Source organism: Paraburkholderia graminis C4D1M, from assembly GCF_000172415.1.
In the GTDB taxonomy this organism is placed as follows: Bacteria; Pseudomonadota; Gammaproteobacteria; order Burkholderiales; family Burkholderiaceae; genus Paraburkholderia; species Paraburkholderia graminis.
The window spans coordinates 16,870-30,817 of record NZ_ABLD01000030.1 but is presented as its reverse complement, the minus strand read 5'-3'; the positions used below and the strand labels follow the sequence as shown (position 1 = coordinate 30,817).

Here is a 13,948-nt window from a genome sequence, read left to right as displayed (position 1 = left end):
GCGCGGCACGCATGCCGCCGAAGGCAAACATGAGAGACGACGACGTGGCTGCGGGTATCACGCAAAACGACGAAACACGCGCGCCTTTGCGGCGGCGCAAGGCGCACATTCGTGAGTCGAATGAAGCGCATCTTCTGGCGTGTGCGGAGGCGGTTTTCGCCGAGCGCGGACTGGACGGCGCGAGTACCGCGATGATCGCCGAGCGCGCAGGCTTACCGAAAGCCAACGTGCATTACTACTTTCCGACCAAGCTCGCGCTCTACCGGCGAGTGCTCGAAGACCTGTTCGAAGACTGGCATCGCGCGGCCGATACATTCGAATGCAGCGACGACCCCGTCGATGCAATCGGCGGATACGTGCGCGCGAAAATGGAACTGTCGCGCCGGCGTCCGCTCGGCTCCAAAGTGTGGGCGAGCGAGATCATCCACGGCGCGGAGCACATGGAAGACATCCTCACTGAGCGAGTCAAGCCGTGGCTCGATACGCGCGTGAAGGTGATCGACGACTGGATTGCGCGAGGACTGCTGGCGCCCGTCGATGCGCGCACGCTGATGTACATGATCTGGGCGACCACGCAGCACTACGCCGATTTCGACGCGCAGATTCGCGCGCTCAAAGGCAAGCGCGCGTTGACGAAGAAGTCATTCGAGGCGACGACCGAAGAAGTCGTGCAACTCGTGATTCGCGCGTGCGGCGCGGTGTCGCCCGCACAGCGCGACGAAGGTGCGGACCCTTCAAGATAGGGCTTTTCTTTGGCTGGCCTGAATCAATACGTTTCCAGATGCAGGCGCCCTTCTTTTTTGAGCCTCGCCCACAGCGCGTCCCAATCCATCTGATGCTGCTCGCCGATCTCCTTGAGCGCTTGCAGCACGCCGTCTTCCATGCCCTTCAGGCCGCACACATAGACATGCGTGTTGTCGTCCTTCAGCAGATGCGCGACGTCGACCGCACGCTCACGCATGGCGTCCTGCACATAGCGCTTCGGCTGACCCGGCGTGCGCGAAAACGCCAGATTGGTGTCGATAAAGTCCTTCGGCAAATTAGTTAGCGGCCCGAAGTAAGGCAATTCCTCCTTGGTTCGCGCGCCAAAGAACAGCATCAGTTTGCCGGTCGCGCCCTTCAGGCGACGGCGCCGGCGGTACTCGGTCATCGCGCGCATCGGTGCCGAGCCGGTGCCCGTGCAGATCATCAGCAGATGCGAGTTCGGATGGTTCGGCATCAGGAAGGTGCCGCCGAACGGACCGATTACCGTCACCGCGTCGCCCTTTTTCAGGTCGCACAGATAGTTCGAGCAGACGCCGTCGATCGAATCGCCATGCTGTTGCGAGACGCGCTTCACGGTCAGCGAAACGTTGTTGTAGCCGGGCCGCTCGCCGTCGCGCGGACTCGCAATCGAATACTGGCGCGCGTGATGCGGACGGCCGTCGGCGGTCGCGCCGGGCGGCAGCACGCCGATCGACTGGCCTTCGAGCACAGGAAACGGCATCGATCCGAAATCCAGCACAATGTGATGGATGTCGCTTTCCGTCGATGCGTCCGTGAGCCGGTAATTGCCGACCACGGTTGCAGTAGTCGGCGCTTTATGCGTGTAGAGATTCACGTACGGCTTGGCAGCGGACCACGGCGGCACGACCGAGCCGCGCACGGTATCCACTTCGATGCCGCTTGCGTCTGCCGCGGCATCGTTAGCCGTGCCCGCGGTGGGCGATTCGTCGGCGGCAGGCACCGCCATCGTGTTCTGCTCGGGCAATACGTCCCACGTGAATTGCTCTTCGATCGGATACGCGTCGGCTTTCAGCACCGTGCGCCAGTTGTCGATCGCGCCTGTCGGACACGGCGGCACGCAAGCCATGCAGCCGTTGCAGACATCCGCCTTCACGACGTAGTTGTTGTCGTCGTGCGTGATCGCGTCGATCGGACAGGTCTCTTCGCAGGTGTTGCAGCGAATGCAGATTTCCGGATCGATCAGATGCTGCCTGAGAACCTCGATCGACACTGGGCCGTTCATGACTTCCTCCACCATGTAGTGCTGCACGGGCGCGCCGCGCGTTTCTTACTTCGCCTACGTCGCGTACTTCGCGTCCGTTCAGTTAAAGCGCACGTACTCGAAATCGACCGGCTGACGGTTCACGCCCATCGCAGGCGGCGCAATCCAGTTCGCAAACTTGCCGGGCTCCACCACGCGCCCCATCAGCGAAGCAACGAATGCGCGATCTTCCGGCGTGGCGAGCCACTTTGCTTCGTTCGCCGCCCACTCGGTTTCGCTGACCACGCGGCCGTCGGGCGACACGCGCGTGCCGGAAAAGGTGCCGATCTGCCGGTTGAACGCCTTGTGCGGCACGGTCATGCGAAAGTCGATGCCGGCCTTTTCAAGCACCTTGTTCCAGCGCGCCACGCCCGCCACGGAATCCTTGATGTAATCGTCGCGCAGCACTTCGTTCATTGCATTGAGCATCGGCACTTCGCGTTCGACCAGCTTGCCGTCCTGCACGTCGAGCAGTTTGTAGCTCTGCCCGTTCAATTGATGATCGTCGTCGCGCTTGCCTTCCTCATAGCGGCCCTTGAGGCCCGAACTGTAGAACGTCGCCGCGTTCGACGAATGATCCGCGCCGAACAGGTCGATCGTCACCGAGTAATGGAAGTTCAGATAGCGCTGAATGGTCGGCAGATCGATCACGCCTGCAGCGCGGATCTTTGCGACGTCGTCGGTGCCGAGTTCGTTCATCACCTGCGCGGTGCGCTGAATCACGCGGGACACGCCCGATTCGCCGACGAACATATGATGCGCTTCTTCGGTCAGCATGAACTTCGTGGTGCGCGCGAGCGGATCGAAGCCCGATTCCGCGAGCGCGGAAAGCTGGAACTTGCCGTCGCGGTCGGTGAAATACGTGAACATGTAGAACGCGAGCCAGTCCGGCGTTTTCTCGTTGAACGCGCCCAGAATGCGGGGATTGTCCTCGTCGCCCGAACGGCGGCCGAGCAATGCTTCGGCTTCCTCACGACCGTCGCGGCCGAAGTAGCGATGCAGCAGATACACCATCGCCCACAGGTGCCGCCCTTCTTCCACGTTGACCTGAAAGAGGTTGCGCAAGTCGTACATGGAAGGCGCGGTCAGGCCAAGGTGCCGTTGCTGCTCGACGGAAGCGGGCTCCGTATCGCCTTGCGTCACGATAATGCGCCGCAGATTCGCGCGATGCTCGCCGGGCACGTCCTGCCACGCGGCCTCGCCCTTGTGCTCGCCGAAATGAATCTTGCGGTCCTGGTCGCCCGGCGTGAGGAAGATGCCCCAGCGGTAGTCCGGCATCTTCACGTGATCGAAATGCGCCCAGCCGCCCGCGTCCACGCTCACTGCCGTGCGCAGATACACGTCGTAGCCGTGCGAGCCTTCCGGGCCCATGTCGCCCCACCACGACAGGAAGTTCGGCTGCCACTGTTCGAGCGCGCGTTGCAGCGCGCGGTCGTCGGCGAGGTTGACGTTGTTCGGAATCTTTTCGCTGTAGTTGATCGTTGACATGGTCGGTTCCTTGCGATGCTGAAGGTGAGAGGCCCGCGTCGGGGCGTCAAACGCGCGAGACGTCGAATTGCGCCTTGCTGCCCTTGCCGTACACCTTGAGCGCGCCCTTCTCGCCCACAGCGTTCGGCCGGTTGAAGATCCAGTTCTGCCATGCGGTGAGGCGGCCGAAGATACGCGTCTCCATCGTTTCGGGTCCGTTGAACCGCAGATTCGCTTCGAGTCCCGTCAGCGCGTCCGGCGACATCGCCGCGCGTTCCTCCAGCGCAATGCGGATTTCGTCGGCCCAGTCGATGTCGTCCGGCGCCGCAGTGACGAGACCAAGACGCTCCGCTTCGACCGGCTTGACCGGCTGACCGATCAGTGAGCGCACCGCGTCGATTGGTTCGGCTTCCTCATAAAAGCGGCGTGCGAGTCGCGACTGATGCGTGACCATCGGATAGAGACCGAAGTTGACTTCCGACAGCGTGATGGCCGGCTCCTCGTCTTCGTTGCTCGGCAGCGCGGCCATGTACGAACGGTCCGCGGCGAACGCGAGTTCCGCGAACGTGCCGGCGAAGCACGAGCCCGGCTCGATCAACGCGAAGAGCGACCGCGACGACACGTCGATTCGCGCGAGCGTGCGGCGCAACAGGCCAATCGTCTCGCGCACGAACCAGTGATCCTTGTGCTGCAGCAGCACGGCATCCACGGCGAGCAGATTGCGCGCGTCGCCTTCGGTGCGGAACACCCACGTGCCGACTTCGAGTTCGTTGGTGCGCATCGACAGAATCGCGTCGTCGAGTTCGCGTGCGAATTGCAGCGGCCACCAGTTCGCGCCCGCGGCGACAATCGCGTCAGTCGTTGTCGGTTGCTGTGTTTGCGGCGCTTTCGCGGTGAATGTCGCGATACGTTTCGCGCGGTCGATCGTCACGTCGAGCGTTTGATAAGTCAGGCCGTCTTCGCGATCCGTGCGCTCGATGCGCGTCAGCTTCACGCCCGGCGCGTCGGAAGGACGATCGCTTTGCGCGGCAAGTTCGAGCGCGCGGGCCTGAATGGCCGCGTCGAACTGATTCGGCTTCACGACCTCATCGACGAGACGCCATGCCTTCGCGCGCTCGCCGCGAATGCCTTCGACCACCGTGCAAAAGATGTCGGCGCGATCGTGGCGCACGCGGCGCTTGTCCGTGACGCGCGTGAGGCCGCCAGTGCCGGGAAGCACGCCGAGCAGCGGCACTTCCGGCAGCGACACCGACGACGAGCGGTCGTCGACCAGATAGATTTCGTCGCAGGCGAGCGCGAGTTCGTAACCGCCGCCCGCGCACGCGCCGTTCACCGCGGCAAGAAACTTGAGCCCCGAATGGCGCGACGAGTCTTCGAGACCGTTACGCGTTTCGTTCGTGAACTTGCAGAAGTTGACCTTCCACGCATGCGACGAAAGACCGAGCATGAAGATGTTCGCGCCCGAGCAGAACACGCGATCCTTCAGGCTCGTCAACACGACGGTCTTGACTTCCGGATGCTCGAAGCGGATGCGCTGGATCGCGTCGTGCAGTTCGATGTCGACGCCGAGGTCGTACGAATTCAGCTTCAGCTTGTAGCCGTCGCGAATGCCGCCGTCTTCCGCGATGTCGATAGCGAGTGTCGCCACCGGGCCGTTGAAGCTCAGCTTCCAATGCTTGTATTGCGAGGGATCGGTGCGGTAGTCGACCGGCGCGATGGCGGTTTCTGCTGTGGACATGGGCGTCTCCTGACTGGACGATGCGAGTTGTGGATCGAACAATAGTGCATCGTCACACCCATGTAAAGCACTTTAGTGCATATGTGCGAGTAAACCCCGAAACCGAATGCAGTCGTCAACCGGCTGGTGCTTCGTCCGGCGCTTCGGCGGCGAGCCTCGCGGCCAGCCGGTCGCGCAGTTGCAGATAGGCGTCGGCCAAGGTCTTCTCGCTCGTGTCGAAGGTCATGTCCGCCCGGCCGTACAGCTCGCTGCGCCCCGTGAGAATGCGCTTGAGGTCGTCCATCGCCTCCTTGTTGCCGGACATGGGCCGCAAATCGCCCTGCGCGACGACCCGGCGCATATGCTCCTCCGGCGTGGCTTGCAGCCACACCGTAAAGCAGTGCGACAAGAGCGCGTTGAACGTGCCGGACTCCGACACGAGTCCGCCCGGCGACGCGATCACGGCACGCTCGTGTTCCTGGATCACCGCCTCCAGCGCGCGGTGTTCGTAGCGCCGGTAAGCGCTCGCTCCGTATAGCGAATGAATCTCCGCGGGCGGGCATCCGGCGAGCTGCTCGATGACCCGCGTCAGCTCCACGAACGGCACCTTGCGCTCCTGCGCGAGCATCCGGCCGAGCGTCGATTTGCCGGCGCCGCGCAGCCCGATCAGCGCGATCCGGTCCTTGCGATGCGGGTCGCGCGGCGCCTGCGCGAACATCTCGGCGAGCGCGATGCGGGCGCGCTGCAACGCGGCCTGGTCGCGCCCGTGCAGCAGTTCGCGAATCAGCAGCCATTCCGCCGACGCCGTGGTTTCATCGCCGATCACTTCGGCGAGCGGACAGTTCAGCGTCGCCGCAATCTGCCGCAGCACCAGCACCGACGCGTTACCGACGCCCGACTCGAGATTGGCGAGATGTCGCTCGGACAAGCCCGTTTCGGCCGCCAGCGTCTTGCGGGTCATGCCGCGCCGCGCGCGCAACAGGCGCACGCGTTCGCCCATCGCGGTGAGGAATGGGTCGCGCTCCTCGCGTTCGCCGCCGCGCTCGGCGCGCTCCGGGCGGCCCGCTTCGTCGTCGGCGGCATCGCGTGGACGCGCGTCCGGCGGCAACTCAGTGTAATTCCGGTTCATGTTTTTATACCTCCAAACCACGATACATGTACTATAGTGCTTGACACACACCTCGTGAACGGTTAATTTTCGCCGAACATTGATCCACTTACAAAGATTGCCGCGATTTTTCGCGCGGCGTCACGGAGACCGCGCAGCGCGTCACATGCATTAACGTGCGTGCGCACAGTCCGGAGGCTCGCATGTCCCCATCCGATTTCCAGCGGCTTATCGCGCAGGTCACGGCGCAACTGGCCGGCCGGCCGCTAAACGCCGACCTCGCCGCGTGGCTCAACGTCACGTATTCCGCGGACAGTCAGACGTTTAGCGATCTCGCCGACGCCTGCCGCGTCGGCGTCGCCGAAGGTTGGCTCTGCAACCGCGAAGGCGGCGGCATTCGCTACGGCCGCATCTTCAAGGCGCTGCCCGACACGCACGGCTTTTCCGTCGACGTCGTCGACATGAAAGACATTGCCGGTCCGCATCACGTTCATCCGCACGGCGAGATCGACCTGATCATGCCGCTCACCGAAGGCGCGACTTTCGACGGCCACGCTGCGGGCTGGTGCGTCTACGAACCCGGTTCCGCGCATCGGCCGACGGTGGCGAACGGCGAAGCGCTCGTGCTTTATCTCCTGCCGCAAGGCGCAATCGAATTTACCGCCGCGTGAGTGCTGCCATGACCGAACTATTGAAGAACCATGTCGCGGGCGAATGGCTTGCCGGCGCCGGCGAAGGCGTGACGCTAAGCGACCCGGTGACGGGCGAAGCGCTGGTGCGCGTCTCGAGCGAAGGTCTCGACCTCGCGCACGCATTCCGCTTTGCCCGCGATGAGGCCGGCGCCGCGCTGCGCGCGCTGACCTATGGGCAACGCGCCGCCCGTCTCGCCGAAATCGTCAAGCTGCTGCAGGCGAAGCGCGACGACTACTACGCGATCGCAATCGCAAACTCGGGCACGACGCGCAACGATTCGGCGGTCGATATCGACGGAGGCATTTTCACGCTGTCGTATTACGCGAAGCTCGGCGCGTCGCTCGGCGACGTGCATGCGCTGCGCGACGGCAACCTAAGCGCGCTGAGCAAGGATCAGTCGTTCAGCGCTCAGCATGTGCTGACGCCCACACGCGGCGTCGCGCTTTTTATCAACGCGTTCAATTTTCCGTCGTGGGGCTTGTGGGAAAAAGCGGCGCCCGCGCTGCTGTCGGGCGTGCCCGTCATCGTCAAGCCCGCGACCGCGACGGCGTGGCTCACGCAACGCATGGTCGCCGATGTCGTGGACGCAGGCATTCTGCCGCGCGGCGCGCTGTCGGTGATTTGCGGCGGCTCGGCTGGGCTGCTCGATCAGATTCAGGCATTCGATGTCGTGTCGTTCACCGGCTCGGCTGAAACGGCCGCCACGTTGCGCGCGCATCCGGCTTTTGTCGCGCGCGGCGCGCGGCTTAACGTCGAAGCGGACAGTTTGAACAGCGCGATTCTCTGCGCGGATGCGGCACCCGACACGCCCGTGTTTCAGCTTTTCATCAACGAAGTCGCGCGTGAAATGACCGTGAAATCCGGGCAAAAATGCACTGCGATCCGGCGCGCGTTCGTACCGGAGAACATGCTCGAAGCGGTGGTCGATGCGCTAAAGACGAAGCTCGCCAAAGTGGCCGTCGGCAATCCGCGCAACGACGCCGTGCGCATGGGCTCGCTCGTGAGCCGCGCGCAATACGAGAACGTGCTGGCCGGCATCGCCGCTTTGCGCGAGGAAGCCATGCTCGCGTATGACGGTTCGTCCGCGCCGCTTATCGATGCCGATGCAACTATCGCGGCTTGCATCGCGCCGCATCTGTTCGTGGTCAACGATCCGGATAACGCGACGCTGTTGCATGACCTCGAAGTGTTCGGCCCCGTTGCGAGTGTCGCGCCGTATCGCGTTGTGCAGAACGCGGGCGAATCCGGCTTGCCCGAAGCGCATGCAGTCGCCCTCGCGCGACGTGGCCAGGGATCGCTCGTCGCGTCGATCTATTCGAACGACGACGCCCACCTCGGCAGGCTCGCTCTCGAACTCGCCGATTCGCATGGGCGCGTGCATGCCGTGTCGCCTTCGGTGCAGCAGAGCCAGACCGGCCACGGCAACGTGATGCCGATGTCGCTGCACGGCGGACCCGGCCGCGCGGGCGGCGGCGAAGAACTCGGTGGCCTGCGCGCGCTCGGTTTTTATCATCGGCGCTCGGCTATTCAGGCATCGGCAACGGCACTTGAAGCACTCGCGCAAATTACTCATTTGCCCGCGGCCTGAACATCTTTAAGCATGACACGCAAATGAGCACGACCCAACGCACCAGCTAGCGCACGCAAGCATTCAGCGGATCATGAGCACATAACAGCCGGACCGCCCCCACTCGATGGAGGAGACATATGGAAGCCCTGTTCGAACCGGCTGCGAGCCAGCCCGCCGTGACGGCCGAGCCGCCGCCCGCGCGCTTCAATTTCGCGGCTCATCTGTTCGCGCTGAACGCGTCGCGCGCGGCCAAAACCGCTTATATCGACGACAACGGCAACACGACCTACGCCGAACTCGAAGAACGCGCGCGACGCTTCGCGACCGCGTTGCGCGATCTCGGCGTGCATCCCGAAGAACGCGTGCTGCTGGTGATGCTCGACAGCGTTGCATTGCCGATCGCGTTTCTCGGCGCGTTGTACGCCGGCGTCGTGCCGGTCGTCGCGAACACGCTGCTCACGCCCGCCGATTATGTGTACATGCTCACGCACAGTCATGCGCGCGCGGTGATCGCGTCGAGCGCGCTCGTGGCAACCGTCACGCAAGCGATGGAGGCCGCCGAGCACGACGGCTGCCAGCTCATCGTTTCGACGCGCGCATCGGCCGCGGCCGACAGCACGCCGCTTGCGGCAGCGCCTGAGTTGGAAGCGCTCATCGACGCGGCCGCGCCCGCCGCGAAGCCCGCGGCAACCGGTTGCGACGACATCGCCTTCTGGCTGTACTCATCGGGCTCGACGGGCAAACCGAAAGGCACCGTGCACACGCACGCGAACCTCTACTGGACCGCGGAACTGTATGCGAAGCCGGTGCTCGGCATCGTCGAAAGCGATGTGGTGTTTTCCGCGGCCAAGCTGTTCTTTGCCTACGGACTCGGCAATGCGTTGACCTTTCCGCTTTCGGTGGGCGCGACCGCCATTCTGATGGCCGAGCGCCCTACCGCCGACGCCGTCTTCGCCCGTCTCACGCGCCATCGTCCGACGGTGTTCTATGGCGTGCCGACGCTCTACGCAAGCATGCTCGTGTCGCCGAATCTGCCCGCACGCGACGATGTCGCGATGCGCGTGTGCACATCGGCGGGCGAAGCGTTGCCGCGCGAAATTGGCGAGCGCTTTACGAAGCACTTCGGCTGCGAAATTCTCGACGGTATCGGTTCGACTGAAATGCTGCATATCTTTCTGTCGAACCGCGCGGGTGCGGTCGAATATGGCACGACGGGGCGCCCGGTGCCCGGCTATGAAGTGGAGTTGCGCGACGAGACCGGTCATGCGGTCGGCGACGGCGAAGTGGGCGACCTCTACATCAAAGGACCGAGCGCGGCGCTGATGTACTGGAGCAACCGTGAAAAATCGCGCGCGACGTTTCTCGGCGAGTGGATCCGCAGTGGCGACAAGTACTGTCGTCTGCCGAACGGCTGCTACGTGTATGCGGGCCGCAGCGACGATATGCTGAAAGTGAGCGGTCAATACGTGTCGCCGGTCGAAGTGGAAATGGTGCTCGTGCAGCACGACGCGGTGCTCGAAGCGGCGGTGGTCGGCGTCGATCACGGCGGCCTCGTGAAGACGCGTGCGTTCGTCGTCTTGAAGCGCGAGTTCGCGGCCTCTGAGATACTGGCGGACGAATTGAAGGCATTCGTGAAAGAGCGGCTCGCGCCGCATAAGTACCCGCGCGACATCGTGTTCGCCGACGACTTGCCGAAAACCGCCACAGGCAAGATTCAACGCTTCAAGCTGCGCGAAATATCATAAGGCGATACATGCAGAATCCCGCTGTCGAGACGCCCGCCAGTCACTTCGCCGACCTGCCCGCTACCGCGTCGCATGGTCCGTTGCGCATCGAATATCGTTGGCTTAACGCTGCGGCGAACGCGGCGCCGATCGCCGTGTTTCTACACGAAGGACTCGGCTCGATTGCAATGTGGCGCGACTGGCCGCAAACATTGTGCGAGCGTCTCGGCATGCGTGGGCTCGTGTATTCGCGTCCCGGTTACGGAAGGTCGACACCGCGAGAGCATCACGTCAAATGGCCGGTGCATTTCATGACCGACCAGGCGCGCGATGTTCTGCCCGCGCTTCTCGACGCGCTTCACATCGACACGCGCGAACGCCGGCGCATGTGGGTGATCGGCCATAGCGACGGCGGCTCGATCGCGCTGCTGTACGCGGCGCTTTTTCCGGACGCGCTGGCCGGCGCCGTGGCCATCGCACCGCACCTGTTCGTGGAAGACGTGTCCGTGCAAAGCATTGCGCAGACCAAGGTGCTTTACGAAACCACCGATCTGCGCAACAAGCTCTCGCGTTATCACGCGGACGTCGATTCCGCTTTTTATGGCTGGAACGATGTCTGGCTAAACCCGGCCTTCCGGCAATGGTCGATTGCGGAGCAACTCACGTCGATCGACAAGCCGCTGCTCGCCGTGCAAGGCCATGACGACAACTACGGCACGATGGCGCAGATCGATACGATTCAGGACTACGTGCCGCATGCGCAACTCGCAAGACTCGACGCGTGCGGGCATTCGCCGCATCGCGACGCGCCGGATCGGCTGAACGACGTGATTGCCGCGTTCGTGTCGGAACACCAGTAGCCGCGGTTATGCCGCTGTTATGCCGCGGCTACTGTGCGGTCGTCCCACGGCGAATCCCCAATATTCATCAAATCCCCAAAACTTCACAAAAGTTACACAGGTAAGCGGCTATTCTCCTTGCATCGCTGAGCTGGGCATACCGATGCCCGCGCGTTCCCCGTGCTGGAGACATCGCCATGTCCTTTCTGTGGAAGCCGTGCATTGCCCTGCATCGCAAACGTTTGGCGATCGCCCTCGCGGCGTTGCCGCTTTGCGCGCTGCTCACCGCCTGCGGCAACGACGACACGAACGCGGCCGACATGAGCAAGTCCAGCGCCGCTGCAAACCCGGCCGATAACGGCACCAATCCGGTGCTATCGGCGAATCCGTCTTCCGTATCGCCCGCGCCTGCCGCCGTCACGATTCAAAGCCCAGCACTACCCGCACCAAACGCCGACGTGGCATTGTCCGCCGCCGCGCCGACGCCGCTTGCCACACCCGTGATCCATACTGTTGACTGAGTCCCGCGTTTCACGCGACGCGCGGCTCATGCTTGCGCGCCGCGCGGAGCGCTCCCCACTGAAGACACCCAGGCTCATACCATGACTTCAAAAAACCGCCGTGATTTTCTACGTTCGGCCGCGCAGGCCGCAGGCTCGTTCACCGCGTTGAGCATGTTGCCGGCCGGCATCCGCAACGCGCTCGCGATTCCCGCGAACAGCAAGACGGGCACGATCCGCGACGTCGAGCATATCGTCGTGCTGATGCAGGAAAACCGCTCGTTCGACCACTACTTCGGCGCGCTGCGCGGCGTGCGCGGTTTCGGCGACACGCGCGCGGTCAATCTGCCAAACGGCAAGCCGGTGTGGTATCAGCCGCTCGCCGCCGATGCCGGCTACGTGCTGCCGTTCCGCCCGAGCGCGCCGAACCTCGGCCTGCAGTTCCTGCAAGACCTCGCACACGACTGGAACACGACGCACGCCGCATGGAACGGCGGCCGCTACGATCAATGGGTGCCCGCCAAAAGCGCGACGACGATGGCCTACCTCACGCGCGAGGACATTCCGTTTCACTATCAGCTCGCCGACGCGTTCACCATCTGCGACGCGTACCACTGCTCGCTGATGGGCCCGACCGACCCGAACCGCTACTACATGTGGGCGGGCGGCGTGGGCAACGACGGCACGGGCGGCGGACCGGTGATCGACAATTCGGAACTCGGCTACGGCTGGTCGACTTACCCCGAAGTCCTGCAAAACGCCGGCATTAGCTGGAAGATCTATCAGGACGTCGGCACGGGACTCGACGCCAAAGGTTCGTGGGGCTGGACGCAAAACCCGTACATCGGCAATTACGGCGACAACTCGTTGCTCTATTTCAACCAGTACCGCAACGCGCAGCCGGGCAACCCGCTGTACGACAACGCACGCACGGGCACCAACGCATTGAAGGGCGACGGCTACTTCGACGTTCTGAAGCGCGACGTACAGAACAACGCGCTGCCGCAAGTCTCGTGGATCGTCGCACCGGAAGCCTATTCCGAGCACCCGAACTGGCCCGCCAATTACGGCGCGTGGTACATCGACCAGGTGTTGCAGATTCTCACGTCGAATCCCGAGGTGTGGAGCAAGACCGTACTCCTGATCAATTACGACGAGAACGACGGCTTCTTCGATCACATGGTGCCGCCATGCGCGCCGAGCTCGAACGCGGACGGTCTTTCCACCGTCGATACCGTCAACGAGATTTATCCGGGTGACGCGAAGAACGTTGCCGCGCCCTACGGTCTCGGTCCGCGCGTGCCGATGCTCGTCGTCTCGCCGTGGTCCAAAGGCGGCTATGTGTGCTCGCAGGTGTTCGACCATACGTCGGTGATCCGCTTCATCGAACAGCGTTTTGGCGAGCAGCACAATCTCGCCGAGTCGAACATTTCGCCGTGGCGTCGCGCGGTGTGCGGCGATCTGACATCGGCGTTCAACTTCAGCAATCCGAACGACGCGTTCCCGAGCCTGCCGAGCACGAGCGCTTATGTGCCGACCGATCAGAACCGCCATCCGGATTACGTGCCGCTGCCGCCGGCGATACAGGCCGTGCCGCGCCAGGAACCCGGCGTGCGCCCTGCCCGTGCGTTGCCGTATGAGATGTTTGTGCGCGTCCACGGCGAAGGCGCCGAGAAAACGCTGACCATGCGCTTCGTGAATACGGGCAGCGCGGCCGCGGTCTTTCAAGTGTATCGAGCGAATAGCGCCGACGCGCCGCGCACGTACACCGTGGAAGCCGGCAAGCGCTTGCAGGACGCGTTCGCGCTGAACGTGGACGGTACTTACGACTTCACCGTGCATGGTCCGAACGGTTTCTTGCGCCGCTTTACAGGCCGGCCGATTGCGCGTAGCTGGTGGGACGGCTCGGACATCGCTCGTCCGGAAGTACTCGAAGGCTATGACGTCGCGAACGGCAATCTGCAATTGCGCCTTGAAAACGTGGGCAGCGCGCATTGCAAGTTCACGATCGTCAATGCGTACGACCCGAAGCACGCGATCAAACGCGTGGTGCGCGGCGGCGATACGGACGAGTTGTATCTCGATCTTCGCAATGCGCACGGCTGGTACGATCTGTCGATCACCGTCGATACGGACCCGCTGTTCGCGCGCCGTTTCGCGGGCCATGTGGAGACCGGCAAGAGCAGCATGAGCGATCCTGCACTGGGCGCGTGATCGCGTAGTCAATCGGGCAAGCTCGAATGGCCGCTGCATTAGAAATGCAGTGGCCGTTTTTTATTTCGCCGAGGGTTTTTTGCTGCTGCG

At 63.3% G+C, this 13,948-nt stretch carries 11 protein-coding genes; 7 read left to right on the top strand and 4 right to left on the bottom strand.

Annotated elements, in window-relative coordinates:
- Positions 1-29 precede the first annotated feature (29 nt).
- Entirely contained in the window at positions 30-743 is a 714-nt protein-coding gene (locus BGRAMDRAFT_RS29335; protein ID WP_044021962.1) for a TetR/AcrR family transcriptional regulator, read from the top strand.
- A 23-nt stretch (positions 744-766) separates the two neighbouring features.
- Here BGRAMDRAFT_RS29335 and boxA read toward each other — a convergent pair whose 3' ends face one another.
- From boxA to BGRAMDRAFT_RS29315, 4 genes are all read right to left on the bottom strand, one after another.
- Positions 767-2,008: a benzoyl-CoA 2,3-epoxidase subunit BoxA gene (boxA, locus tag BGRAMDRAFT_RS29330; RefSeq protein ID WP_006052526.1), complete on the bottom strand. Its 1,242-nt coding sequence runs from the start codon at positions 2,006-2,008 to the stop codon at positions 767-769.
- 78 nt (positions 2,009-2,086) lie between these two features.
- Positions 2,087-3,514: a benzoyl-CoA 2,3-epoxidase subunit BoxB gene (gene boxB / locus BGRAMDRAFT_RS29325; RefSeq protein WP_006052525.1), complete on the bottom strand. Its 1,428-nt coding sequence runs from the start codon at positions 3,512-3,514 to the stop codon at positions 2,087-2,089.
- Between the two features lie 46 nt (positions 3,515-3,560).
- A complete protein-coding gene (gene boxC, locus BGRAMDRAFT_RS29320; RefSeq protein ID WP_006052524.1) occupies positions 3,561-5,231 on the bottom strand; it encodes a 2,3-epoxybenzoyl-CoA dihydrolase in 1,671 nt (556 codons plus the stop codon).
- Between the two features lie 115 nt (positions 5,232-5,346).
- Entirely contained in the window at positions 5,347-6,339 is a 993-nt protein-coding gene (locus BGRAMDRAFT_RS29315; RefSeq protein ID WP_006052523.1) for a helix-turn-helix transcriptional regulator, read from the bottom strand.
- 182 nt (positions 6,340-6,521) lie between these two features.
- Between BGRAMDRAFT_RS29315 and BGRAMDRAFT_RS29310 the strand changes: the two genes are divergently transcribed.
- The 6 genes from BGRAMDRAFT_RS29310 (at position 6,522) to BGRAMDRAFT_RS29285 (ending at position 13,858) form a co-directional block, all read left to right on the top strand.
- Positions 6,522-6,989: a DUF4863 family protein gene (locus BGRAMDRAFT_RS29310; protein WP_006052522.1), complete on the top strand. Its 468-nt coding sequence runs from the start codon at positions 6,522-6,524 to the stop codon at positions 6,987-6,989.
- A gap of 8 nt (positions 6,990-6,997) precedes the next feature.
- On the top strand, positions 6,998-8,599 hold the full coding sequence (locus BGRAMDRAFT_RS29305; RefSeq protein ID WP_006052521.1) for a 3,4-dehydroadipyl-CoA semialdehyde dehydrogenase: 1,602 nt from the start codon (positions 6,998-7,000) through the stop codon (positions 8,597-8,599).
- Between the two features lie 119 nt (positions 8,600-8,718).
- Positions 8,719-10,326 carry a benzoate-CoA ligase family protein gene (locus BGRAMDRAFT_RS29300; protein WP_006052520.1) on the top strand — a complete coding sequence of 536 codons (1,608 nt, stop codon included), beginning with the start codon at positions 8,719-8,721 and terminating at the stop codon, positions 10,324-10,326.
- A gap of 8 nt (positions 10,327-10,334) precedes the next feature.
- Positions 10,335-11,165, top strand: coding sequence for an alpha/beta fold hydrolase (locus BGRAMDRAFT_RS29295; RefSeq protein ID WP_006052519.1), 831 nt, complete (start codon positions 10,335-10,337; stop codon positions 11,163-11,165).
- Between the two features lie 176 nt (positions 11,166-11,341).
- Positions 11,342-11,665 carry a hypothetical protein gene (locus BGRAMDRAFT_RS29290; protein WP_006052518.1) on the top strand — a complete coding sequence of 108 codons (324 nt, stop codon included), beginning with the start codon at positions 11,342-11,344 and terminating at the stop codon, positions 11,663-11,665.
- Between the two features lie 81 nt (positions 11,666-11,746).
- Positions 11,747-13,858, top strand: coding sequence for a phosphocholine-specific phospholipase C (locus BGRAMDRAFT_RS29285; protein ID WP_006052517.1), 2,112 nt, complete (start codon positions 11,747-11,749; stop codon positions 13,856-13,858).
- Positions 13,859-13,948: the final 90 nt, after the last annotated feature.

Bases quoted from the DNA above. Each gene is read 5' to 3' on its own strand.
- BGRAMDRAFT_RS29335 (WP_044021962.1), top strand. From the start codon at position 30: ATGAGAGACGACGACGTGGCTGCGGGTATCACGCAAAACGACGAAACA.
- boxA (WP_006052526.1), bottom strand. From the start codon at position 2,008: ATGAACGGCCCAGTGTCGATCGAGGTTCTCAGGCAGCATCTGATCGAT.
- boxB (WP_006052525.1), bottom strand. From the start codon at position 3,514: ATGTCAACGATCAACTACAGCGAAAAGATTCCGAACAACGTCAACCTC.
- boxC (WP_006052524.1), bottom strand. From the start codon at position 5,231: ATGTCCACAGCAGAAACCGCCATCGCGCCGGTCGACTACCGCACCGAT.
- BGRAMDRAFT_RS29315 (WP_006052523.1), bottom strand. From the start codon at position 6,339: ATGAACCGGAATTACACTGAGTTGCCGCCGGACGCGCGTCCACGCGAT.
- BGRAMDRAFT_RS29310 (WP_006052522.1), top strand. From the start codon at position 6,522: ATGTCCCCATCCGATTTCCAGCGGCTTATCGCGCAGGTCACGGCGCAA.
- BGRAMDRAFT_RS29305 (WP_006052521.1), top strand. From the start codon at position 6,998: ATGACCGAACTATTGAAGAACCATGTCGCGGGCGAATGGCTTGCCGGC.
- BGRAMDRAFT_RS29300 (WP_006052520.1), top strand. From the start codon at position 8,719: ATGGAAGCCCTGTTCGAACCGGCTGCGAGCCAGCCCGCCGTGACGGCC.
- BGRAMDRAFT_RS29295 (WP_006052519.1), top strand. From the start codon at position 10,335: ATGCAGAATCCCGCTGTCGAGACGCCCGCCAGTCACTTCGCCGACCTG.
- BGRAMDRAFT_RS29290 (WP_006052518.1), top strand. From the start codon at position 11,342: ATGTCCTTTCTGTGGAAGCCGTGCATTGCCCTGCATCGCAAACGTTTG.
- BGRAMDRAFT_RS29285 (WP_006052517.1), top strand. From the start codon at position 11,747: ATGACTTCAAAAAACCGCCGTGATTTTCTACGTTCGGCCGCGCAGGCC.